The following is a 24,095-nucleotide window of genomic DNA, read 5'->3' on the forward strand; positions in this document are numbered from 1 at the left end:
CATGAGCACTGTTCAACACACGCAACACTCGGACGAAAAGGCAACCTTCCTTGAACGCCTGATTTTCAATCATCGCCCTGCGGTGATTATCCTTTGTCTGCTGGCGAGTATTTTTCTGTTCTGGCAGGCCACGCAGGTTCGGCCTTCCACCAGTTTCGAAAAAATGATCCCCCTGTCTCATCCGTTCATTCAGAACATGATGAAGCACCGCAACGATCTGGCGAACCTGGGCAATACCGTGCGCATCTCTGTCGAGGCGGTGGATGGCGATATTTTCTCCAAAGAGTACATGGAGACCCTGCGCCAGATCAGTGACGAGGTGTTTTACATTCCCGGGGTGGACCGCTCGGGTCTCAAATCGCTCTGGAGCCCCAGCGTGCGCTGGACCGAAGTGACGGAAGAGGGGTTTGCAGGGGGCGAAGTCATACCGCAGAGTTACAACGGCTCGGACGCCAGTCTGGATCAGTTACGCAACAACGTGCTCAAGTCCGGGCAGGTCGGGCGACTGGTCGCCAACGATTTCAGGTCGAGCATTATTGAGGTTCCGCTGCAGGAGTCTTACCCGGATCCGGCAGACCAGGGCACTTTGCTGGCGCTGGACTACCAGCAATTCTCTCATCAGCTTGAAGAGAAGATCCGCGACAAATACCAGGCACAAAACCCCCATATCAAGATTCATATCGTCGGTTTCGCCAAGAAAGTCGGCGACTTGATTGACGGTCTGTTCATGGTGGTGATGTTCTTTGGCATCGCGTTTCTGATCACTCTGGTATTGCTGATCTGGTTCACCCGTTGTATCCGCAGTACCGTAGCGGTTCTGAGCACCACGCTCATTGCGGTGATCTGGCAACTGGGGCTGATGCACGTCGTCGGCTTCGGTATTGACCCGTATTCGATGCTGGTGCCGTTTCTGATTTTTGCTATCGGCATCTCTCACGGCGTGCAGAAAATCAACGGTATCGCCCTGCAATCCAGCGAGGCCGAAAACGCTCTGACTGCTGCGCGTCGCACGTTTCGTCAGCTGTTTCTGCCGGGCATGATCGCCATTCTGGCTGATGCCGTCGGGTTCATCACGTTGCTGATCATCGACATCGGCGTGATCCGCGAACTGGCCATCGGCGCGTCCATAGGCGTTGCGGTGATCGTGTTCACCAACCTGATTCTGTTGCCCGTGGCCATTTCCTACGTGGGTATCAGCAAACGGGCGGTGAGCCGTAGCAAGCAGGATGCGGTCTGCGAGCATCCTTTTTGGCGACTGCTGTCGAACTTTGCCAGTGCCAAAGTCGCGCCGGTGTCGATTGTGTTGGCGTTGCTGGCCTTCGGTGGCGGGCTCTGGTACAGCCAGAACCTGAAGATCGGTGATCTGGACCAGGGCGCCCCTGAGCTGCGCCCCGACTCGCGCTATAACAAGGACAACGCGTTCATCATCAATCACTACTCGACCAGTTCCGATGTGCTGGTGGTCATGGTCAAGACAGCCCCCGAGGGCTGCTCGGCGTATTCGACTATGTCAGCGATCAACGAACTGGCCTGGAAGATGGAAAACACCCAAGGCGTGCAGTCAGCCATTTCGCTGGTGACCGTTTCCAAGCAGGTCATCAAGGGCATGAACGAGGGCAACCTGAAGTGGGAAAGCCTGTCGCGCAACAAAGACGTGCTGAACAACTCCATCGCCCGCGCCGATGGTTTGTACAACACCGACTGTTCCCTGGCCCCGCTGCTGGTATTCCTCAACGACCATAAAGCCGAAACCCTGGACCGTGCCGTACATGCCGTCCAGGACTTCGCCAAAGAGAACGACACGCCGGACCTGCAGTTCCTGCTGGCCGCAGGCAATGCCGGGATCGAGGCCGCGACCAACGAGGTCATCAAGCAGTCCGAGCTGGTCATTCTGGTGCTGGTCTACCTCTGCGTGGCAGCCATGTGCATGATCACTTTCCGCTCATGGGCCGCGACCCTGTGCATCGTCCTGCCGCTGGTGCTGACCTCGGTGTTGGGTAACGCGCTGATGGCGTTCATGGGCATCGGCGTCAAGGTCGCGACCCTGCCGGTTGTGGCGTTGGGAGTGGGGATTGGTGTCGATTACGGCATCTACATCTACAGCCGCCTGGAAAGCTTCCTGCGCGCCGGTCTGCCGCTCCAGCAAGCCTATTACGAAACCCTGAAGTCCACCGGCAAGGCCGTGCTGTTCACCGGTCTGTGCCTGGCTATCGGCGTGTGCACCTGGATCTTCTCGGCGATCAAGTTTCAGGCCGACATGGGCCTGATGCTGACCTTCATGCTGCTGTGGAACATGTTCGGCGCACTGTGGCTGCTGCCCGCGCTGGCACGGTTTCTGATCAAACCGGAGAAGATGGCGGGGAAAGTGGGCAATTCGCTGTTTTCACATTAAGGCTGTGGCGGCCTGTAACTCTGGGTCCTTTTAACTATTAACTATCGTGCCAATGCTCCGCGTTGGCACGCAGTTCGTGACGCTCTGCGTCACAAATTTGCGCCGCGTCGCTTACTTGGGACAGGACGCAGAGCGTCCTGAGCGTTGGAACGATCATTTAAAAACGTCCAGCATCGTGATGCTCTCGTTATTGAGGGCTTACTGGAGTAGGGCGGTCACCCAGACAATCAGGGAGATTGGGGCCAATTGAGATCATTCCAGCCGATACCTCACCCGATCCGCCCCCCCAGTCCAGCGGTCCACTCGCTGACGCCAGATCGTAAACCTCTGTCTCTGAAATCAACTCGCCAGTGCGATGATCATAGAGCCGAAAAAACGCAGGGTACTCCCACCAGGGTAGCCACCTTCTTGGCACCTCACTATCCGGGTGTGGCATCGAATGAAACATCATCGGAAGAACCCAGAGTGGTTTGAACAGCTCCACTCTGTAACAGCCTCCAGGGCTTATGTCAGGCTCGCCAGAGCGTTCCGCTAACCCTTTTTCCCACCATTCCGATGCGGTCCAGAGACTACCGGCGATAATAATGTAGGCTATAAAAAATTTGAGCCGTTGTGGAAGTGGTTTCATTTACGGACTCCCAACTTTATGATCTGATCAGATTTTTTCCACAAAATGTTTGAGTAAATAAAAAAATCGCCCCCTTGACCTGTGTCGCCACGATAGTTGCGAAAGTGGGAGTTTGTAACTGCAGCAAATGGTCCGTCTTTTAAACGGATGACCAGATTTCCTTGTGGCGTCAAGGCTATAGCGGTTTCTGCCTTGGTCAGCACGCGATCTTCTGTCCACGTGCCGAGATATTGTAATCCGCTAAAGTCGTAATGGTCCCGTATGTAGAAGCCTAGGTTTTTTATCTGGAAATACAGCTCGGTCTGCTGGGTGATGAAATTTTTCTTACTGAAAGCTCGTCCTGTAACACCAACTTTTAGTGTTGCAGACCCCAGCGCACCGTACATGTCGTCCAGTGAGTCCCACGTACTGCCGAATATACGAAAATTTACTTGGGATAAAACATCTATCTGCCGAGAAGACAGTAAGTTGTTGCCCAGTTCAAATGAGCTATTCTCATCCCATCCGGCACGTTTCAAAAGTTTTCTCAATCTTTCAACCGCTTTTGCCGAGGATACGATGGACTCGGCCTCATCTACTGCTTCCCGACAACGCTCAAACTGCATTGCCCACTCCATTTTTACAATACTTTCGTCACACTGTATTGCAGGTAAGCTCAAAGGGTCAGGTTGGGTTTTTGGCTCCTTCCACTCCTGCGGCATCTCCCACGCGGGACTGTCAAACCATCGCTGCATCAGCGCCGCTGCCGTGTTCCAACCCATGCTGCGCATGGCTCCGGGTATGCGGGAGAGGGCCAGGCTTTGGATGATGACTTCTTTGGCCGGGGTGTCTGTCGGGGCGTAGGTGTGTGAGGCGCCTTGGGGCAAGGCGAAGTAAGTGTCGGGGCCCAAGGCGTTGGTACGCTGGAAATCGTTCAGAGACATTGAGGTTACTCCATGACCGGCCAAGGGGCGGTGGTTGCGAGTTGCAGTGCGATGACAGCCGGGCTTTTATGGCTGCGGCTGTAGCCTTGCAGGTCAAGCGCGCCAACGCAGGTGCAGCGTTGGTCTTGCATCACCACATAGCCCAGATGACCAAGGCTGGAGCGTTGTTGATTGAACAGACGAAAACGTTCGTCGCACATGATTGACTCTCGCTGGCCCACCAGCGAATTAACTGAATGCACAACCCGATCCACCACACTTTCGCTGGCCACACCCTGATCATTACCAACCGAAGGATCGGGCGCAGACTGCACAACACTCGACTGCCTCTCAACCCGAAAGAAACTTTGTTGCCTGGATATCAACCGAGCCCCGCAACTGGTCAGGTCGCCTTCCAGTGCGATGATGTTTCCTTCGATATGAAAGCTGTTTTCTTCGCCGATGATTTTGCTGGCACCATGCAGTGGGCAGATGACGTCACAGCCTCTGTGCGCCACGGGGAAACCATTGATGCGCTTTGTTTGATCGCCGTTGATAACAGACCCTCCGTGGTCTGTGGTATCGCCCTGAACGATGGCCAGAAGTTTCATGCAATGCTCCTTGCACACTTTTTTATCAGCAGCACGAGTCTCTGACGTCTGATAGGTTTAATCGACGTTTATGAACAGGCGCAGCGTTTTAATTAATGTGCAGGGAGAGATATCATTACTTTATGTTTTCGGAAATGACGGAGCGTCATTTGCGATAATTAAGGACTGAGCTTACGCTGGGCTGATAAGGCTCTTACAAATAGTATGGATATTTCCCACATAAATAGAATATTCAGAGGCGGGTACCAGCAATAAGGAGGATTCGCCCTATTTGATCAATAAACACGGCGAACATACAGACTCAAAGCGTTATCGACTCAGTCGAGCCCATCAACCGCCGCCCAGGACCACACTCAGCGCATTGCGCGCATCGTCCAGTTGCACCAGCGAAGCGTGGCGTGCGCCCAGTGCGTCGCGGTTCTGGATGGCGGTGAGGATGGCTTTGTGGCGGGGCATGGCCAGTTCGTGCAGGTTGGGGCGTTTGTTGGAGTATTTGAGCGCTTCACGCAACGCCAGCGACAGCATGTTGCACAAGTGCGCCAGCAGGTCGTTATGGGTGGCATCGGCGATGCGGCTGTGGAAGTCGAGATCGGGTTGCAGCAGGTCTTCCGGGGTCGGTGCGGCCTCCATGCGCAGGTAGGCTTCGTGAATCGACTCGATTTCTGCGTCCGTGGCATGTTGCGCAGCCAGTGCTGCAACAGCCGGTTCGATGACTGCGCGCACACTGGTCAGCAGGTTGAAGAATTCATTCTGCGGCGAACTTTGCATCACCCAGTGCAGCACATCCGGGTCCAGCAGGTGCCATTCGCGTCGGGCCTTGACCACCGTGCCGACACGCGGCCGCGAGTAGACCAGCCCCTTGGCGACCAGAACCCGTGTGGCTTCGCGCAGTACCGGGCGGCTGACGGCGTACTCTTCACAGAGCAGCGCTTCGGCAGGCAGCTTTTCGTCAGGCTTGAAACGGCCGGATACGATTTGCATGCCCAGTTCCTGAACAATGCGCGCGTGCATGCTTTTTCGGTCGGAAGGCTTTCGATAATCCATGAGAGCGCAATTGGGTCCTGGCAGTGATTGCTGGGCATCATACCATCGCACAACAGTGACGGCGGTCGCCAGAACAAGGGACCGCCGCTTCTTTTAGTGCGAGTGGCGAGGCACTTCTGAACCTCTGCAACCGACCAGAAAGTCGAAGTCACAGCCTTGATCCGCCTGCATCACACGGTCCACGTACAGTTGGCGATAGCCACCGAGTAACAGCTGCTGCGGTGCCTGCCAATCGGCGAGGCGTGCGGCCAGTTCGGCTTCCGGGATGTCCAGATGCAGACGTCCGCCAGCGCAGTCCAGCTCGATCCAGTCACCTTCCTTGACCACCGCCAGCGGACCGCCGGCTGCGGCTTCCGGTGCCACATGCAAAACCACTGTGCCGTAGGCCGTGCCGCTCATACGTGCATCGGAAATACGCACCATGTCAGTCACGCCCTGCGCCAGCAGCTTGGCCGGAAGGCCCATGTTGCCGACCTCGGCCATGCCCGGATAACCCTTGGGGCCACAGTTCTTGAGGACCATGACCGACGTGGCGTCGATGTCCAGATCCGGATCGTTGATCCGCGCCTTGTACATTTCAAAGTTCTCGAACACCACCGCCCGGCCCCGATGCTGCATCAGTGCCGGGGTGGCGGCAGACGGTTTGAGCACTGCGCCGAGGGGGGCGAGGTTGCCGCGCAATACGCAGATACCGCCATCGGCGCGAATCGGATTGTCCAGCGCACGTATTACCTGGTCCTCGCCATAGATCGGTGAATTGCAGGTGTTTTCTCCAATGCTTTTACCATTGACCGTAAGTGCGTCCGGGTTGGGCAGCAAATTGGCTTCGTTCATGCGCCGCAGCACGGCAGGCAGGCCACCGGCGTAGTAAAACTCTTCCATCAGGAAGCGCCCTGAGGGTTGCAGGTCGACGATGGTCGGCATACCGCGGCCCATGCGCGACCAGTCGTCCAGGTCCAGGTCGACGCCGATGCGCCCGGCAATGGCCTTCAGGTGAATAACGGCGTTGGTCGAACCGCCGATGGCCGCATTGACCCGGATGGCGTTTTCGAATGCGGCCTTGGTGAGAATCTTCGACAGGCGAAGGTCTTCACGAACCATGTCCACCGCACGCATGCCGGACATGTGGGCCAGCACGTAACGTCGCGAATCCACCGCAGGAATGGCGGCGTTGTGTGGCAATGAAGTGCCCAGCGCTTCGGCCATGCAGGCCATGGTCGAGGCCGTGCCCATTGTGTTGCAGGTGCCTGCCGAGCGAGACATGCCGGCTTCGGCGGACAGGAATTCATCCAGGCTGATGGTGCCGGCCTTGTAGGACTCATGCATCTGCCAGACGATGGTGCCGGCGCCGATGTCCTTGCCCTGATGCTTGCCGTTGAGCATCGGTCCGCCAGTCACGACGATGGCGGGGATGTCGCAACTGGCGGCACCCATCAGCAGGGCAGGCGTGGTTTTGTCACAGCCAGTCAGCAGCACGACGCCATCGATGGGGTTGCCGCGAATCGCTTCTTCAACGTCCATGCTCGCCAGGTTGCGGGTGAACATCGCGGTAGGGCGCAGGTTGGATTCGCCGTTGGAAAACACCGGAAACTCGACCGGCCAGCCGCCTGCTTCGATCACACCACGTTTGACGTGCTCGGCGATCTGCCGGAAATGCGCGTTGCAGGGGGTCAACTCCGACCAGGTATTGCAAATGCCGATGATCGGCTTGCCCTGGAACTGATGGTCGGCAATACCCTGATTCTTCATCCAGCTACGGTACATGAAGCCATTCTTGTCAGCGGTGCCAAACCACTGGGCAGAACGGAGGGTCGGTTTTTTATCGGAGTCAGACATGATCGGCTCTCTTATTGTAAGACTTAATGGCGATACTGCTGGCTAAGGTAAGCCTAAAAAACGCGTATTGGAAGAGTTGTCAGTTTAAATAGTATTACTATATAGTCGGTCGTAGACGAGGGATCATCCTGGCGCATGTGCTGCGTTATTCAGCCCCCAGGCACAGAGGCGATCCCCGCAGGTTCCATAACAAAAACAATGGGAGACCGCCTACATGAGCCAGGAACTGCGGCTTATACGCCGCATTACGTTCAAACTGATTCCTTTCCTTATCCTGCTGTACCTGATCGCTTATGTAGACCGCTCTGCCGTGGGCTTTGCCAAGCTGCACATGGGCGCGGACATCGGTATCGGCGACGCCGCCTACGGGCTGGGTGCCGGCCTGTTCTTCATCGGTTACTTCCTGCTGGAGATCCCCAGTAACCTGATGCTCGAGCGTTTCGGCGCACGTCGCTGGTTCGCGCGGATCATGATCACCTGGGGCGCAATCACCATCGGCATGGCCTTCGTGCAGGGGCCACACAGCTTCTATGTGATGCGTTTTCTGCTGGGTGCAGCCGAGGCGGGATTCTTTCCCGGCGTGCTGTACTACATCACCCAATGGTTTCCGGTGCGCCATCGCGGCAAGATTCTTGGCCTTTTCATCCTCTCGCAACCCATCGCCATGATGATCACCGGGCCCGTTTCCGGCGGTTTGCTGGGCATGGACGGCATACTCGGTCTGCATGGCTGGCAATGGCTGTTCATCGTCATTGGTACGCCAGCGATTCTGCTGACCTGGCCGGTGCTGCGCTGGTTGCCGGACGGTCCGCAACAGGTCAAATGGATGGACCAGGCCGAGAAAGACTGGCTGACCGGTGAGCTGAAAAAGGACCTGGAAGAATACGGCCAGACTCGCCACGGCAATCCCTTGCACGCCTTGAAAGACAAGCGTGTGTTGCTTCTCGCGCTGTTCTATCTGCCAGTGACCTTAAGTATCTACGGTCTGGGCCTGTGGCTGCCGACGCTGATCAAACAGTTCGGTGGCAGTGATCTGACCACCGGCTTTGTGTCTTCGGTGCCGTACATTTTCGGCATCATTGGCCTGCTGATCGTGCCGCGCAGTTCCGACCGCCTCAACGACCGTTACGGGCATCTGGCCGTGCTGTATGTACTGGGTGCCATCGGCCTGTTCTGCAGCGCCTGGCTGACCCTGCCGGTGGCGCAGCTGGCTGCATTGTGCGTCGTGGCGTTCGCGCTGTTTTCCTGCACGGCAGTGTTCTGGACCTTGCCGGGGCGGTTCTTCGCGGGTGCCAGTGCCGCAGCCGGTATCGCGCTGATCAATTCGGTCGGCAACCTGGGCGGCTACATCGGGCCGTTCGTGATCGGTGCGTTGAAGGAAATCACCGGCAGCCTGGCATCGGGCCTCTATTTTCTGTCGGGCGTCATGGTCTTCGGGCTGCTGCTGACCGGCATCGTCTATCACGTGCTGGAGCGCAAGCATGTGCTGCCAGTGTCCGACTTCGCGGCGAGTGCCAAGGCGAGATAGGTTTTCAGCGGCCCATTATCTGGAAGGAGAATTTCATGCGGTTAGTACAGTTTGAATTGAGCGACGGTCAGCGCCGGGTCGGTCTGGTCGACGGTGATCAGGTACGTGAGGTCCAGGGTGTCGAAAGTGTTCGCGAGCTGGCGCTGGCGGCAATCGAGGCGGGTTCGGCTCTGGCGCACCAGGTCGAGCAGCGTGGCGTTGGCGAGACGCACGACTATTCGCAGTTGCTTGAGGAGTTGCGGATCCTGCCGCCGCTCGACCATCCTGATCCGGCGCACCTGCTGGTCAGCGGCACCGGGCTGACCCATCTGGGCAGTGCTTCGGCACGCGACAAGATGCACCAGCAGTCCGGAGACGAAGCTTCGATGACCGACACCATGCGTATTTTCAAATGGGGCGTTGAAGGCGGCAAGCCGGCTGCGGGGCAGGCCGGTGTTCAGCCAGAGTGGTTCTACAAAGGTGATGGCAGCATTGTCGTGCGCCCCGGACATTCGTTTTCGCTGCCGCCCTTTGCCGAAGATGGCGGGGAAGAGCCCGAGCTGAGCGGCCTGTATGTGATCGGTCATGACCGCAAGCCTTATCGCCTGGGCTTCGCCATCGGTAACGAATACTCCGATCACGTCATGGAGCGTCGCAACTACCTGTATCTGGCGCATTCGAAACTGCGTGCCTGTTCGTTCGGGCCGGAGTTGCGCGTGGGCGACTTGCCGCAAAGCCTGTCGGGCACCAGCCGGGTCTGGCGCGACGGCAAGGTGCTGTGGGAAAAAGAGTTCCTCAGTGGCGAAGCGAACATGTGCCACAGTCTGGAAAACCTTGAGTATCACCACTTTAAATACGCCCAGTTCCTCAGGCCCGGTGATGTGCATGTGCATTTCTTCGGCACCGCGACCCTGTCGTTTGCCGATGGCGTGCGCACCCAGCCGGGCGATCGTTTCGAGATCAGTCAGGCCGAGTTCGGCAAGCCGCTGGTCAACGGCCTGGCACCGAGCGAGCCGGTGTTTCAGCCGGGCGGCATCGGCAAGCTGTAAGCGCAGTCCCTGTTTGATTGCTCACCGTGCCAGCGCTCGGCGCTGGTACGGCTCTACTTGCGCTCCGACTGTATCTGCGCCTGCCTTTTGCCCTATCATTCGCGCTTTTGCAGGCCGGATAACTGTCATGACTACCACACCCACCACACTGCTCGCCGCACTCGAAGCCACCACCATGCTGGAAATCGACGGTCTGCACGCCTGGGACTTCTCTCTGGGCGAGGAACTGAACGTCGAATGCATGGACGGCCGTGAGCGCAAGGTATGGCGCTTCACCAAGGCGCAAGTCGATGCCGCGACCTTTGATGAATCCCTGCAAAGCTGGGTGATCAATGACGGCAATGCCGATCACCGGATCATCTGCCTGGATGCCTTTACCCCCTCCGATGAAGATGATTCCGCGCAGGATTGAGTAAATGCGGGCTGGCGCTGTCATAGACCCGACAGTGCCGTAACAGGCATCAATAATTTCGACAAAAAGGGATGCCCCCATGCCCCATAAATTTCTGCCGTGGCTGGCGATTGCCAGTGCCATGAGCGCGTTTACCCTGCAGGCCCAAGCCATGCCCGATACTGAATTGCTGATAGGTTCCTACACACAAGGCAAGAGTGAAGGGATCTATCGTTTTGCCTTCAACAGCGAAACCGGGATGATCGATGCCAAGCCGCTGCAAGTGGTCAAAACCGAAAACCCCTCGTGGCTGACCGTCTCCAGAGACCAGCGTTATCTGTTCGCGGTCAATGAAAACGGCCCAGGGCAAAAAGATGTGGTCGGTAAGGTCAGCAGCTTTGCAATCGACCCGAAAACCCGTCAGATCACGCCGATCAATCAGGTTCAAAGCCGCGGTGAAGAACCGACGCACTCCAGCCTGAGTTATGACGGCCGCTACCTGTTCGTTGCCAACTACGCAGTAAACCCTGAACCGGGCGGTGCGCTGACCGTGGTGCCGGTGGGTAAGGACGGCACGTTGAGCGAAGCCGTTCAGGTGCTGCCGCTGGGTCCTGGAAGCAAGGTCAACAGTGAGCGGCAGATGTCGTCCCATGTGCATCTGGCCGTGCCGACCCCGGATGATAAGTACGTAGTGAGCGCTGACTTGGGCGCTGACAAGCTGTTTGTGTATCGCTACGACGCGAGCCAGCCCAAGCCACTGCAGCCAGCCAAGGAGCCGACCGTGCAATTGCCGGGTGGCTCCGGACCACGTCACACCCTGTTCAGTGCTGATGGCAAGCATGCCTGGCTGGTGCTGGAAATGACGGCGCAGGTCGCGGTGTTTGACTATCATGACGGCGTCTTCAAGCAGACCCAACTGGTCGACATGAAGAACAAGGGCGTGGAAGAGAAAAACGGTGGTGGCGCCTTGCACACTTCACCGGATGGCAAGTTTCTGTACGTGACCAATCGGGGTGACGCGAATCAGGTCGTGGTATTCCGGATCGATCAGGCCAGCGGCAAGCTGGAAGAAATTCAGCGCCGTTCCCTGGAAGGCAAGGAGCCACGCGAGTTCGCCTTTGACCCGACTGGCAAGTACATGCTGTTCGCCAATCAGAAGAGCAACCAGATCGTGACCGTGCGCCGTGATCCGCAGAGCGGGAAGATCGGTGAAACTGTGCAGAAATTTGATGCAGATTCACCTTCTTATCTGCGTTTTCTGACTGACAAGTAAGCCTTTCCAGCTCCAGCCCTCTAGATACAAGGGCTGGAGCCGTTATCATTCTTGATGATATGGGTTAGTGCTACAAAAGATTTCTGCTGAACCACCCTCGGGCGTAAGTTTGAGTCACGGCCAAGACGGCTAACACTTCAAGCAAACGCTAACCGGATAACGAGGGGTGACCGACATGAATTTCAATCTTTTCTCCATCATTGCTGCATCGGCTGTTTCCGCAAGCGTTGCGCTTCCAGCCAGTGCCAGTGTCGATGTAACTGACAAAAAAGCCCACGCTGCTCAGACCTACACTCAGACCTACACCTCGAAATACCTGCAACAGAGCGCTAATTTCTACGCAGCGCTGGATCACAAATCCGCTCAATGATTCATCAGCCGTCACGCTTTCGCGAGCATGTTCGCCAACACAGGTCCCTGCGACTTACTGCCCACTGCGCGGCAGACCATGCACGGAATGTCAGGCGAGCCTGTTCGCGAAAGCATTGACGGCGATGGCGTATTCAAGACCGGACGCAGAGCGTCCAGAACGGCATGCGACGCGGAGCGCCGCACGATAGTTGAAAACGTCCAGAGCTACGGCACGATAGTTGAGATTATCGTTCCGCACGCTCCAGCGTGGGAATTCCGTTCGTGACGCTCCGCGTCACAGGTCTTTCAGTTACCCACCTCGATTGTGCTCAACCCATTCCCCTGGCGACGCACTTTGATCTGCACCGGAATCCGCTCATGCATTTCCTGTACGTGGGAGATCACGCCGACCTTGCGACCCTGTGCCTGCAAGCCGTCCAGTGCGTCCATCGCCAGTTGCAGCGATTCCGGGTCGAGGCTGCCGAAGCCCTCGTCGATGAACAGCGATTCGATACGCAGCGTGCTGGAGGCCATCGACGCCAGTCCCAACGCCAACGCCAGCGAGACCAGGAAGGTTTCGCCACCCGACAGCGAGTGGACCGAACGTAGTTCGTCGCCCATTTCGGTGTCCATGACCAGCAGGCCGAGCATGCTGCCGCCGCGTTTCAGGCGGTAGCGGCGCACCAGTTGCCGGAGCTGCGCATTGGCGTGATGGACCAGCAGGTCAAGGTTGTAGGCTTGGGCGATCTTGCGGAATTTGTCGCCTTCGGCCGAGCCGATCAGCGATGCCAGGCGTGCCCAGCGCAGGTATTCGTTATTGGCATCGTTGATGAGCGCCTGCAACGCGCTGTTGGCGTTGCGACGGCGTTGATCTTCGCTGAGTTCGGCGCGCAGGTCGGCGCATTGCTGCTCGCCGAGCGCGGACTGTTCATGGGCCTGTTGCAGCGCTGCCGCCAGTTGCGTGCTGTCGCTAAGGTCGCTGTGTTGCGCCTGATGCTGTTGCAGGCGCTGATCGCGCTCCTGCAGCAATACTTTTGCCTGCTCCAGCGCTTTGTCGGTAGCGTTCAGTTGCAGACGCAGTTGCTCGACATGCGCGTCATCGTAAGTCAGCAGCGTGTCGAGCGCGGTATCGTCCAGCTCGGGATGCTGGCCGCGCCATTCGCTGATCTGCACATCAAGTTCAGCCAGTTCCTGCTGCAAGGATTGCTGTTGTTGCTGGGCGGACTTGAGTTCGGCAGCCAGCTGGATCAACTGGCTTTGAATCTGCTGCAGAGCCTCGGCGGCCGAGCTTTCGGTTTGCCTGGCTTGCTCGATGGCGTTTTCCAGCGCCTGTTGCCAGTGCTCGGCAGTCGCATGCTCGCCCAGCAAGCCGGTCAGTGCCTGCTGGCTGGCCTGTTGCTGCTCGCCTAGCCGGGCGACTTCCTGCGCCAGTTCGGTCTGGCGGTGCAGGCGAGTCTGCTGCTCGATCTGTTGCTTTTCGATCTTCTGCTGGCGCTCGCTCTGCTCCTGTTGCTCTTCGTGTTGCTGTTCAAGTTGATCCAGCCGCTGAGTCACCTGCTGCTCAAGCTGCATCACTGTCGCCGATGCATCGCTGCGCAGCCCTTCAAGCACGTGTGGCGAGACCAGCGGCGTGAATGCGCTCAGTTCTTCGTCCAGCCGCTGCCTGTCGACGTCCAGCTGCTTGAGCTGCTCGGCAACATGGCTCGCCGCAGTCTGACTGGCTTCTGTGGCTGCCTGAAGTTGCTGCTGCAAGCGGGCGGCGTCTTTCTGCAGGGTCAGCAACGCTTCCTGGCGTTGCTCGTCACGGGTGATGACTTCGCTCAGGTTATTCAATTGCTGGCTCAACCAGCTGTCACGCTTGCCTGGGTCGTGGTCGAGCAATTGAGCCGCGAGGGGATGAGATTCCAGGTCCGGTGCCAGGGTTTGATGGCGCAGGGTGAGCTGTTCGTGCTGACGCAGCAGCTCTTTCTGGCGGGCGATCACGCCGCCAACCTGCTCGCGCAATTGGTTGCGCTGTTCGGTCAGCTGGTCCACCGCCTTCTGCGCACTGGCCTGCTCGTTGTCATCATGTTGCGTGAGGCTTTCCAGTAACGCTTCCGGCTGATGCCAAGGGTGTTCGATGCTGCCGCAGACCGGACAGGGCTGGTCGTCCTGCAGCTGGACGCGTAATTCCTCGACGCTGGCGCTGCGGGCCAGGCGTTGACGTTCCAGCAGTTGCCGGGTAACGGTCAGGGTCTGTTCGGCGACGGTCAGTTCATCACGAACGCGAATGCCTTCGCTGTTGAGCTGTTCGCGTTGCTGCTGAGCGCTTTGCTGTTGCTGCGCCAGATCGGCCAGTTGCCGGTCTACGTCCTGCTGGCTGGTCCACAAACGAGCCAGGTCTTCGAACGCGCGTTGCTGCTTGCGATTATCCTGCAGCAGGCTGCCGAGAATCTGTACCTGTTCGGTGACCGCATCCACTTCGCAATCGGCTTCGCGGTACAGCAATTCCAGCGCGTTGCGTTGCTCGGTCAACTGTTGATCAGCCGTGCTGGCACGTTGCTGCAGTGCAGGCAGTTCACTCTGTCCGTGCTTGAGGCGGTTGGCGATCAGCGTGAGGGATTTCAGCCGGTCGCGCCAGGCGCTCCAGGCCTGAGCCAGGGGGGCCAGTTCGCTGCTGTGCTCCAGCTGCCCGGCAATACGTTCAAGGCGCTGCGAAACCAGTTGCTGCTGGTCGAGCAAAATGTGCAGGCTGGCCTGACCCTCAGTACAAAGCTGCCCGGTTTGCTGATGCAGGTCAGACACCTTGGCCAGTTCCTGAGCCAGGTGGTTAAGCGTGTTCTGTGTGTCAAAAGCCTGCTGCAACAGTGGTTTGGCGCTGCTGTGGTTTTGCTGGGCCTCCAGCAGACTGGCCTGCGCCTGGGTGCGGTGGGTCTCCAGTTGTCGCTGCTGATCTTGCAGCGAAGCCTGCTGTTGCTGATGCTGAAGAATCTGTTCCGCCAGCGGGTTGAGCTGGGCGTTCAACGTGACCCGACGCGCGAAACGGTGGCGTTGCGGGCCCAGGCGTTCCAGTTGCCCAAGGGTCTGACGTGCACCGCTCTGGTCGTCCCAGGCCTGTTGAGCACGGGTGATCGCCTCCTGCGCGGCAAGCTGTTCATCGCGCAGGCGGTGTAGCTCGATCAGCCACTGCTGTTTGATTTCCAGTTGCCTTTGCTGTGCCTGGTGCGCCTTGAGCTGCTGCTGTGCGTCGTTGAGGCGTTGCTCCAGTTCGGCCAGCAGCTCCGGAGCCAGCGGGACGATGTTGCTGGCTTGAGCAGTGAGGGTTTTAAGCGCTTCCTCGGCCTCTTTGCTCTTGCTGTAGGCGCGCCGCCCGAGCTGGCTGTAGATGGCGGTATTGGTCAGCTTCTCCAGCAGTTCGCTGCGTTCCTTGTCGTCGGCCTTGAGGAAGGCACTGAACTCGCTCTGAGCGAGCATCACGGCGCGGGTAAATTGTTCGAAATTCAGCCCCAGACGCTGCTCGATCAGTTGCTCGAATTCACGCTTGCTCTGGTTGCTGAGCACCTGTTCGCTGTCCAGGTCGGTCAGGATCTGGCGACTGGCCTGCAGCTTTTTGGTCGCGTTGTCGCGTGCGCGGTTGGTTTCCCAGCGGGCGCGATAACGGCGCTGATCGATGCCGATAAAGTCCACTTCTGCGTAACCGCTGCCCGTGCCACGCCGCAGCAGGGTGCGCGGGTCGCTGGTGGTGATGTCGCCGTCGATGTCCGGGACCTTGGACTGCCCGATATTACTCAGCCGCGGAATCGCTCCAAACAGCGCCAGGCACAAGGCGTCGAGCAGGGTGCTTTTACCTGCGCCGGTCGGGCCGGTAATGGCGAACAGACCGGCGCTGGCCAGCGGCTCGGCAGTGAAATCGATTTCAAACGGCCCGGCCAGCGAGGCAAGGTTTTTCAGGCGAATGGCAAGGATTTTCATGGCTGTTCGCTCTCCTGCTGGACTTCACGCAGCAGCGTGGCGAAATCGGTCAGGGTCTGTTCGTCGACCTCGCTGCCGAAGTTGTCCTGCCAGGCACGGCTGAACAATTCCTGAGGCGTGAGCTGGTCCAGCTCGATCAGGGCGGCTTCACCCTCGTTGCCGTCAGCACTGCCTTTACCGGCGTATTCAGCACCGATGCGCACCAACCGCACGGCTTTGCCTTGCAGCGCGGTTTCGATCTGGTTGCGCAGGTCCGGTTGCGGTTCATCAAGACGCACGCGCACTTCCAGCCACGGCTGGCGGTCCGGGTCGGCGAGCAGATCGATGTCCGGCAGCGCCTTGAGCTGTACCAGCAAATCGGCCAAGGGCGCAGGCCCCAGGCGTTGCAGGTTGACGGCGCGAGGGATGAGCAACGGCTCGACACTGGTCAGCGTCTCACCGTCGCAATTGATCTCAAGAATCTGGTGCTGATAGCTGATTTCCGAAAAGGACAGCGGGATCGGCGAGCCGCTGTAGCGAATGCGCTCTTCGCCGTTGACCCGCTGCGGTTTGTGCAGGTGGCCCAGCGCAACATAGGTGATGCTCGGTCCGAACAGACTGGCGGGCAGGGCTTCGGCGTTGCCGATGATCAGGCTGCGCTCGGAATCTTCCGAGACCGAACCGCCTGCCATGTGCGCGTGGCTGATGGCGATCAGTGCCTGACCTGGCTGGCGCTTGAGGTTGGCTGCTTCGATCAGCAACTCATGAACCCGACCGATACCGCGCAGGTAGTCGTCACCCAGCGTCGGGCCGGTGACCTCGGCAGGACGCAGGAAGGGCAGCGCCAGGCACCAGGCTTTGACGTTGCCTTCGGCGTCCGGCAACGGTAGCAGCAGGCGTTCGGCGTCCAACACACCGTCGTCCAGCCACATCACCCTGCCCAGTGCGTGTGTGCGCAAACGGCGCATCAGGGGTGCAGGGAGTTCGATACGCGAGCCGGAGTCATGGTTGCCTGCGATCATCACGATGGTCAGCAGCGGCTGCCGTTCATGAGCGTTGACGATGAAGTCATACAGGCGTTCCTGCGCTTTGACCGGCGGGTTGACAGTGTCGAAGATGTCGCCCGCGATCAACAGTACATCAGGTTTTCGTTCGGCCAGACGGGCCAGCAGCCAGGTCAGAAAGCAGGCGTGTTCGAAATCCCGCTCCTGACCGTGCAGGTTCTGACCCAGATGCCAGTCAGAGGTGTGAAACAGACGCATTGGTTTACCTTGTCGTGTAGAGGTGTTGCCTGAGCTGCATCCTCACTTGGGATACAGCGGTGGCAACCCGGCATCGCCTGCCGGGTCCTTGATATGTTCGGCGGCAGGCAGCTTGCGCACGGCGCGCCAGAGGTCTTCACCCAGCCACAGCTTGCCGGTTTCGCTATAAAGCGCGCCGTTCAGACCGTCCAGTGCATCGGACAGCGGCACGAAACGCGCGGCCATTTCGGCCAGGGTTTCCGGCTGCTGGCGTGCCCACGCGTCGAGTGCCTGACGGGTGCCTTGAGGGTCGTTGGCCAGGCAGGCGCGTTTGAGGTCATCCAGGACGGTACGCGGGCTGGGCCCGGTCTGCACGGCCCGGGCGATTGCCGGCTGCCCGCGGGCCCGCCACCACAGGGCGAAACCGTAAAAGGTGGTGCAGGCCAGCAATAGCGTGCTCAGTTGCCACGGCCAGACCGGCGGGCCGATCACCGTCACGCCGCTCATGTCGTTGTTCACCGGCGTGTCCACTGCCAGGCCGGGGTTGCTGCTGATCTGCAGGGTACGTGCGGCCAGGCTGGTGTGTTCCAGGTGATCTTCACGGGTATTCCACCAGGTCACTTCAACCGCAGGCAGGTCAATTGCCCCGGCCCGGCCGGGCACCAGTGCCTCGCGTTCTTCGCGGGTGCCGATCAGGCCACGTTCACTGGGCAGGTTGCGCAGCTGTGGCTGATCCGGATAACGCCGCAGGCCGGGCACTTCGGTGGGCGGCAAGGGTGGCAGTTGCGCACCGGCCAGGCCTTCGGCCTTGAGTATGAGGGTGCGGGTCAGTGAATCGCCGACCTGAGTGGTGCCGGGCTCCGGGCTCCAGTTTTCTTCAAGGCTGATACTGCGCGCCGGCAACCAGGCGACATCAGCCGGGTAGTCGGCGGGTTTGGGTTTGACGGTCAACGGCACTTCGGCGGACTTGACCCGTACCGATCGGCCTGGCTGCGGGCCGAACGGGTTGGCCTCCTGGCCTTGCGAGCCTTCGGCAGGCGTCTGCACCAGCGTAGCGCTGAACACTTGTGCCGGTATCTTCAGCACGCCGCTTTGCTGCGGATAGATCGCGTAGCGTGTTTCGATCACGCCATGACGCACACCATTGATCAGCTTTTCGTAGGTGCGCGAATCACCCAGTTTTTCAACCCGAGCGTCCGGTACTTGCAAAGGGCTCAGGCTGCTGTCATCGAACAGCGACACCGAGTGGTAGACGCGCAGGGTCAGCACGGCCTGGGCCTGAACATACACGCTGTCCTGATCGAGGCTCGCTTCGATGAAGATCGACGCCAGATGGCTGCCTGGGTCCTGGGGCTCGCTTTGCAGAACCTGTAGCGTCAGTGGCTGGCTTTTCAGCTCACCCAGTTGCAACGACGGGATCAACACGCTGCCGGTCTCGCGAGGCAGCAGGGTAACAATCCAGCGAGTGGTGGCCTGACTGCTGCCGTCCAGGGTTTTCAGGCTGTTGAGCTGACGCGTATCGCGCACCTCGAAGCTGCTCTCCAAAGCGCTCATGTCCGGCTTGCCAAACTGGGTGACATCGTCGGTTTCCAGCGTCAACTCGACAGTTTCCCCGGCGTTCAGGCGCGTGCGGTCGACGCTGGCGGTCAGTTGCGCAGCCTGCAATGACAAGCTGATCAGGCTCAGCAGCAGGCCGATCAATAAGGTGTACACGCGACTCATCGGGTCTTTTCCTGATGTTGCTGTTCGTAGCGAAATTTGCGCCGCAGCAGTTCGCCCGGATCATCCGGAATCTGCCTCAGCCACTGTTCCAGTTCCTGACGCCGCTCGCCGGTAATAGGGGTGTCTGCGGCCTGGAGCGGTGGGCGGGTAGTTTGCTCGTCGTCCGCCGATTCGCCTGAGGTGGCCTGACCGCTGACGTCTGGCGGCAGGCTCTCGCTGGCACCGGGCTGATCCGAGCGGGACGGGTTCTGATCGGCTGGCGATGCACTGCTGTTGGGGTCCTGTGACGCTTGCTGGCCTTCTTCGCCCTGATCGGCCTTGTTCTGTTCATCCTCGGCAGGCTTCTGGACATCGGCCTTGTCCAGCAGGCTTTGTACCAGCGCCCGGTTGGTTTGTGCAGCGGGAAATTCCGGCTGGCGGTCCAGGGCCTGTTCGTAGGCATCCAGTGCTGCCGCCAGTTCGCCGCTGCGCGCCAGGGCATTGCCGCGATTGTAATGGTCGGCGGCGCTGTTGCCTTCGGCAAACTGCTGGGCGGCGCTGACGTAGTCTTCCGCCTGGTAAAAGGCCACGCCCTTCCAGCGTGAGTCCTCGAAGCGTTGTGCGGCCTCGGCTGGCCGATGCTGTTCCAGTAGCCGCTGGCCCTGTTGATCGGGACGCAGCCACAGGTCCTGAAACTCGAACGCCTGGCTGTTTTGCGGAAACATGAACAGTAGCGGCAGACAGAACAGCCAGCCGCGCCGACCAGCCAGGGCTGCGATCAACAATAGCGGGAGCAGGAACCAGTGGCCCTGATCGGCCCAGGTATCGAGTTGCACGACCTGCCCGTCGCTGCTCATGTGCTGGGGGCTGGCCAGCAGGCCAAGGCTGCGCAAATCTTCTTCATCGCCTCGTGCCTGACGATAGCTGCCGCCGACCTGATCGGCGAATTCGTTGAGACTGTTGCTGTCCAGGCGCGACACCAGAATGGCGCCCTGGTCGTCCTTGAGCAGGCTGCCGTTTTCCTGCATGACCGGCGCGCCGTCAGCCGTACCGATGCCAAGGATCAGCAACGGCGGCGATTGCCCGCGCAACGCCGCACGGATGCCCTGACGTTCCTGTTCGCTCAGTGACGAGGTGATCAGCAGAATTCGCCCTTGGCCCAGTGCGCCCTGTTTCAGCAGGTGCAGGGCTTTCTGGACCGCCAGATCGGCACGCTGGCCGGTCATGGGCATGATCGACGGCCTGATGGCTTCCAGCAGGTTATGGCTGGTGACCAGGTCATCGGAAAGCGGCACCAGCGTGTGCGCGCTGCCCGCATAGACGACGATGGCGGTCTGCGCATCGCTGCGCTTTTGCAACAGGTCCAGCAGTTTGCGTTTCGCCTGTTCCAGGCGAGTGGGCGCAGTGTCGGTGGCGAGCATCTGCGGGGTGAGTTCAAGTATCACCACCAGCGGATCGACCGGTTTCTGGCTGATCTGTTCGACGCGTTGCCAGCTGGGGCCCAGCAACGCGAAAAGCGCCAGCAGCCATGCCAGCCCGAGTGCGACCCACGGCAGTTTGCTGTTGCTGCCGCGCCCACCGTTGAGCAGGACGGCATGAAAATGGGTCGGCAGAAGCATTTGCCAGCGTCCGGCGCGTTTCTGCCGATGCCAGAGCCGCCAGATCAACAGCGCCAGCAACGGCAGGATCAGCAGCCACTCGGGGCGAAACCAGTGCGGCCACAGAGAGGCGATCATCGCGACCTCCAGAGGCTTTTGACGCGCTCACGCCAGTTGACGGAACGCACGACAGCCAGCAGGCGTTGCAGCGCATTGTTTGGCCACAGTTCACGCAGCACCAGCAGCACGCTCAACAGCAGGGCTGTTGCCAACGGCCATTGATAAAGCGTCTGCGCCGGACGTGCCTGGGTGGGCTGCTGGGCAACCGGTTCCAGGCTGTCCAGGGTGGCGCGAATCTTTTCCAATTGGTCGCCGTCGCGAGCACGGAAATACTGGCCGCCGCTGAGACTGGCGATTTCCTTGAGCGTCGGCTCGTCCAGATCAAGGCTCGGATTGAGGCCGAGGACGCTTTGCAGCGCGTCCTTGTCGGGGTCCGCGCCAATACCGATGGGGTAGATTTTTACGCCTTCTTCGGCAGCCAGCCGCGCGGCAGTGATCGGATCGATCTGACCGGCGTTATTGGCACCGTCGGTGACCAGCACCAGCACGCGGCTGGTGGCCGGGCGCAGGCGCAGGCGTTTCAGGCCCAGACCGATAGCATCGCCAAGCGCAGTGTTCTTGCCTGCAATACCGATTTTTGCCTCGTCAAGCCAGACCCTTACAGTGCGCCGGTCATAGGTGAGCGGTGCCTGGACAAAAGCCTGAGTGCCAAACAGGATCAAACCAACCCGGTCGCCCTTGCGGCCCTCGAGAAAGTCACCGAGCAACTGTTGCACCAGCACCAGTCGGCTGACTTCATCGCTTTTCCACTGCATGTCCGGGTAGTCCATGGAACCGGACACGTCGACCGCCACCAGCAGGTCGCGCCCGCTGGCAGCCACTGGCAGTGGCTCGCCCAGCCATTGCGGTCGCGCGGTGGCAATCAACAGCAACAGCCAGATGAGCAGAAAGGGCGCACGCTGTCTCCAGACCGGCAGATTGGCCTTGGCGCGGCGTCCACTCAGCCCTTCGAGTTCACTGAGAAAACTGACCTTTAGCGCCGGCTCGCCGCTGTCGGCCATGGGCAGCAGGGCACGCATCAGCCACGGCAGCGGCAGCAGGGCGAAAACCCAGGGCCAGACGAACTCAAACATGTTTGCGGATCCAGGTATCGACCGCCTGAGTCAGCCCGGTGATCGCCTTGTCGTCCAGCTTGCACTCGGGCTTGTAGGCACCTTCGACCAGAATCATCCAGCGCGTCAGGCCTGCCGCCGGGCAGCGATTGTCGAGGAATGCCAGCCATTTCCGGCCGTTCAGCGTGTGGCTCTGGCTATGCGGATAATGGTTGCGGCACAGGCGTTTGAGCAAGCCGTTGATCTGCTGCAGCCAGGCACCTGCCGGGGCGCCATCGTAGGGCTTGGGCAAGCTGGCGAGTTCCGCCAGGGCGGCGAGGCGAACCGGGTCCAGCGGTTGTTCGCTGCGAACCTTGCGCGCCTTGACTGGCAGCAGTACACGTAAACGCCACAGGCCCCAGCCTGCTGCCGGGATCAGCAACAGCAGCAGCCACCACCCTGGGGCAAGCGGCCAAAAGCCGACGGCCTCGGGAGCAATCAGCGGCTCGAGCTGATCAAGCGGATTCATTTGCGCTTCACCGGACGCTTTGCGTTGAGGTATTCGCGCAATTGTTCAACGAGTTCCGCCTGGGTGCTCAAGGGCATGAGCAATACCCGCAGTTTCTGCGCGAGCAATTCCCAGCGCGCAGAGCGGTCTTCGCCCTGCTGCCGGTAGGCGCGGCGCAGTTCGGGGTTGAGGGTATCGAGTTCCAGCTGCGCGCCGCGTTCGGCAAAGCGCAGCAGGCCCGCAGCGGGCAGCGCGCGGTCCAGTGGGTCGGACAATGGCAGCAACAGCAGGTCGCTGTGGCGTGACAGCAGGCTCAACTGTTGTTCGGCAGCATCGGAAAGGGCGCGTTCGTCGCACAAAACGATGACCAGGCTGCCAGGGCGCAGCACTTCCCGGGCGCGACGCAGCGCAGTGCCGAAGGCATCGCGGTCTGCCGGGATCTCGGTGTGCAGTGACTGATTGACCCGCACCAGTCGGTTGAGCAACTGCAACAGGCTTTGTTTGCTGCGTCGGGGCTTGATCTCGTAGTGCTCGTTATCGCCGAACACCAGCCCGCCGACCCTGTCGTTGTGTTCCAGCGCTGCCCAGCCGATCAGCGCGGCAGCCTGGGCCGCGAGTACCGACTTGAACATCAGGCCGGAGCCGAAGAACAGTCGACGACTTTGCTCCACCAGAATGAAAATCGGCCGCTCGCGTTCTTCGTGGAACAGCTTGGTGTGCGGCTCCTGAGTGCGTGCGGTCACGCGCCAGTCAATGCTGCGCACGTCGTCACCAGCCTGATAGACCCGCACCTGATCGAAATCCACGCCGCGCCCGCGCAGTTTGGAGTGGTGCAGGCCGATCAACGGGCTGCGTTGGCTGGGCGTAGAGAACAGCTGCACTTCCCGCACCCGATGACGCATTTCGATCAGCTCGCTGAGGCTGACGCGGATGCCCGGCTGGGGGATCAGGTAGGGTTGCATGGGCTCAGGCGACGGCCACGACGTCGAGGATGCGCTGAATCACGCGATCCTGATCGATACCGGCAGCTTCGGCTTCGAACGACAGGATGATCCGGTGGCGCAATACATCGAACAGCACTGCCTGAATGTCTTCGGGGCTGACGAAGTCACGTCCGGCCAGCCAGGCATGTGCGCGGGCGCAGCGGTCCAGCGAAATGGAACCACGCGGGCTGGCACCGTAGGCAATCCACTCGGCCAGCTCCGGGTCGAACTTGGCCGGGGTCCGGGTGGCCATGACCAGTTGCACCAGGTACTCCTCGACCGCATCGGCCATGTACAGGCCGAGAATTTCCTTGCGTGCGGCAAAGATCGCCTGCTGGCTGACACGGCGTTCCGGCTTGGTTTCGCCATTCAGGGCTTCGCCACGCGCCTGTTGCAGGATCTTGCGTTCGACGGCGGCATCCGGGAAACCGATCTTGACGTGCATCAGAAAGCGATCGAGCTGGGCTTCGGGCAACGGGTAGGTGCCTTCCTGCTCAATGGGGTTCTGGGTGGCCATGACCAGAAACAGCGGTGACAGGTCGTAGGTGCTGCGGCCCACGCTCACCTGGCGTTCGGCCATGGCTTCGAGCAACGCTGACTGAACCTTGGCCGGCGCACGGTTGATTTCGTCGGCCAGTACCAGGTTGTGGAAGATCGGCCCTTGCTGGAATACGAAACTGCCGGTTTCCGGGCGATAGATTTCCGTACCGGTGATGTCGGCAGGCAGCAGGTCGGGGGTGAACTGAATGCGGTGGAACTGTGCTTCGATGCCTTCTGCCAGTTCCTTGATGGCCTTGGTCTTGGCCAGGCCGGGTGCGCCTTCGACCAGCATGTGACCGTCGGCAAGCAGGGCGATGAGCAGGCGTTCGATCAGCTTTTCCTGGCCAAGGATCTGCGTTGAAAGAAAGGTTCGCAGCGCAATCAGCGCTTCACGATGTTCCATCGGTGACGGTTCCTGGCAGGGTAATCAGCTGTGTCTGGTGACTGCTGAGCTGGGGG

19 protein-coding genes are annotated in these 24,095 nt (G+C 59.8%); 6 read left to right on the forward strand and 13 right to left on the reverse strand.

Going from position 1 to position 24,095, the window contains the following annotated elements; genetic code table 11:
* Position 1 precedes the first annotated feature (1 nt).
* On the forward strand, positions 2-2,392 hold the full coding sequence (locus RYB66_RS21005; protein ID WP_054996545.1) for an efflux RND transporter permease subunit: 2,391 nt from the start codon (positions 2-4) through the stop codon (positions 2,390-2,392).
* Positions 2,393-2,579: 187 nt separating this feature from the next.
* On the opposite strand, the gene RYB66_RS21010 is transcribed toward RYB66_RS21005, so the two are convergent.
* From RYB66_RS21010 to RYB66_RS21030, 5 genes are all read right to left on the reverse strand, one after another.
* Positions 2,580-3,020: a hypothetical protein gene (locus RYB66_RS21010; RefSeq protein ID WP_080544533.1), complete on the reverse strand. Its 441-nt coding sequence runs from the start codon at positions 3,018-3,020 to the stop codon at positions 2,580-2,582.
* Positions 3,017-3,943, reverse strand: coding sequence for a DUF6402 family protein (locus tag RYB66_RS21015; protein ID WP_117139675.1), 927 nt, complete (start codon positions 3,941-3,943; stop codon positions 3,017-3,019). Before RYB66_RS21015 ends, RYB66_RS21010 begins: the two co-directional genes overlap by 4 nt.
* Positions 3,944-3,948: 5 nt before the next feature.
* Positions 3,949-4,533, reverse strand: coding sequence for a PAAR domain-containing protein (locus RYB66_RS21020; protein WP_005746764.1), 585 nt, complete (start codon positions 4,531-4,533; stop codon positions 3,949-3,951).
* A 330-nt stretch (positions 4,534-4,863) separates the two neighbouring features.
* Positions 4,864-5,577 (reverse strand): FadR/GntR family transcriptional regulator, encoded by a 714-nt coding sequence (locus RYB66_RS21025; protein WP_002554489.1) that lies wholly within the window; start codon positions 5,575-5,577, stop codon positions 4,864-4,866.
* A gap of 93 nt (positions 5,578-5,670) precedes the next feature.
* Positions 5,671-7,413: an IlvD/Edd family dehydratase gene (locus tag RYB66_RS21030; protein ID WP_002554488.1), complete on the reverse strand. Its 1,743-nt coding sequence runs from the start codon at positions 7,411-7,413 to the stop codon at positions 5,671-5,673.
* A gap of 214 nt (positions 7,414-7,627) precedes the next feature.
* Between RYB66_RS21030 and RYB66_RS21035 the strand changes: the two genes are divergently transcribed.
* From RYB66_RS21035 to RYB66_RS21055, 5 genes are all read left to right on the forward strand, one after another.
* Positions 7,628-8,941 carry an MFS transporter gene (locus RYB66_RS21035; RefSeq protein ID WP_057402602.1) on the forward strand — a complete coding sequence of 438 codons (1,314 nt, stop codon included), beginning with the start codon at positions 7,628-7,630 and terminating at the stop codon, positions 8,939-8,941.
* 35 nt (positions 8,942-8,976) lie between these two features.
* Positions 8,977-9,969, forward strand: a complete 993-nt coding sequence (gene araD1 / locus RYB66_RS21040; RefSeq protein WP_004418549.1) for an AraD1 family protein — start codon at positions 8,977-8,979, stop codon at positions 9,967-9,969.
* Between the two features lie 127 nt (positions 9,970-10,096).
* Complete coding sequence (locus RYB66_RS21045) at positions 10,097-10,381, forward strand: DUF5629 family protein (RefSeq protein ID WP_003368505.1); 285 nt, start codon at positions 10,097-10,099, stop codon at positions 10,379-10,381.
* Positions 10,382-10,460: 79 nt separating this feature from the next.
* Entirely contained in the window at positions 10,461-11,633 is a 1,173-nt protein-coding gene (locus RYB66_RS21050) for a lactonase family protein (protein ID WP_057405015.1), read from the forward strand.
* 175 nt (positions 11,634-11,808) lie between these two features.
* A complete protein-coding gene (locus RYB66_RS21055) occupies positions 11,809-12,003 on the forward strand; it encodes a hypothetical protein (RefSeq protein WP_004665916.1) in 195 nt (64 codons plus the stop codon).
* 287 nt (positions 12,004-12,290) lie between these two features.
* On the opposite strand, the gene RYB66_RS21060 is transcribed toward RYB66_RS21055, so the two are convergent.
* The 8 genes from RYB66_RS21060 to RYB66_RS21095 are packed head-to-tail and all read right to left on the reverse strand — an operon-like array spanning position 12,291 to position 24,039.
* Positions 12,291-15,935, reverse strand: coding sequence for an SbcC/MukB-like Walker B domain-containing protein (locus tag RYB66_RS21060; protein ID WP_005781811.1), 3,645 nt, complete (start codon positions 15,933-15,935; stop codon positions 12,291-12,293).
* Positions 15,932-17,176 (reverse strand): exonuclease SbcCD subunit D C-terminal domain-containing protein, encoded by a 1,245-nt coding sequence (locus RYB66_RS21065; protein ID WP_005781813.1) that lies wholly within the window; start codon positions 17,174-17,176, stop codon positions 15,932-15,934. Before RYB66_RS21065 ends, RYB66_RS21060 begins: the two co-directional genes overlap by 4 nt.
* A gap of 42 nt (positions 17,177-17,218) precedes the next feature.
* The gene (locus RYB66_RS21070) at positions 17,219-18,877 is read right to left on the reverse strand and encodes a BatD family protein (RefSeq protein ID WP_316895345.1); all 1,659 of its coding nucleotides are present in this window, start codon (positions 18,875-18,877) and stop codon (positions 17,219-17,221) included.
* Positions 18,874-20,592: a VWA domain-containing protein gene (locus RYB66_RS21075; protein WP_057405019.1), complete on the reverse strand. Its 1,719-nt coding sequence runs from the start codon at positions 20,590-20,592 to the stop codon at positions 18,874-18,876. The genes RYB66_RS21070 and RYB66_RS21075 overlap by 4 nt, the downstream gene beginning before the upstream one ends.
* Positions 20,589-21,647 (reverse strand): vWA domain-containing protein, encoded by a 1,059-nt coding sequence (locus tag RYB66_RS21080; protein WP_057405020.1) that lies wholly within the window; start codon positions 21,645-21,647, stop codon positions 20,589-20,591. The genes RYB66_RS21075 and RYB66_RS21080 overlap by 4 nt, the downstream gene beginning before the upstream one ends.
* Positions 21,640-22,134: a DUF4381 domain-containing protein gene (locus RYB66_RS21085; RefSeq protein ID WP_004660770.1), complete on the reverse strand. Its 495-nt coding sequence runs from the start codon at positions 22,132-22,134 to the stop codon at positions 21,640-21,642. The genes RYB66_RS21080 and RYB66_RS21085 overlap by 8 nt, the downstream gene beginning before the upstream one ends.
* Complete coding sequence (locus RYB66_RS21090) at positions 22,131-23,075, reverse strand: DUF58 domain-containing protein (protein WP_002554477.1); 945 nt, start codon at positions 23,073-23,075, stop codon at positions 22,131-22,133. The genes RYB66_RS21085 and RYB66_RS21090 overlap by 4 nt, the downstream gene beginning before the upstream one ends.
* Before the next feature lie 4 nt (positions 23,076-23,079).
* On the reverse strand, positions 23,080-24,039 hold the full coding sequence (locus tag RYB66_RS21095) for an AAA family ATPase (RefSeq protein WP_002554476.1): 960 nt from the start codon (positions 24,037-24,039) through the stop codon (positions 23,080-23,082).
* Between the last annotated feature and the right edge of the window lie 56 nt (positions 24,040-24,095).

This window comes from Pseudomonas syringae group sp. 243L2, from assembly GCF_032587875.1.
GTDB classification, from domain to species: domain Bacteria; phylum Pseudomonadota; class Gammaproteobacteria; order Pseudomonadales; family Pseudomonadaceae; genus Aquipseudomonas; species Aquipseudomonas amygdali.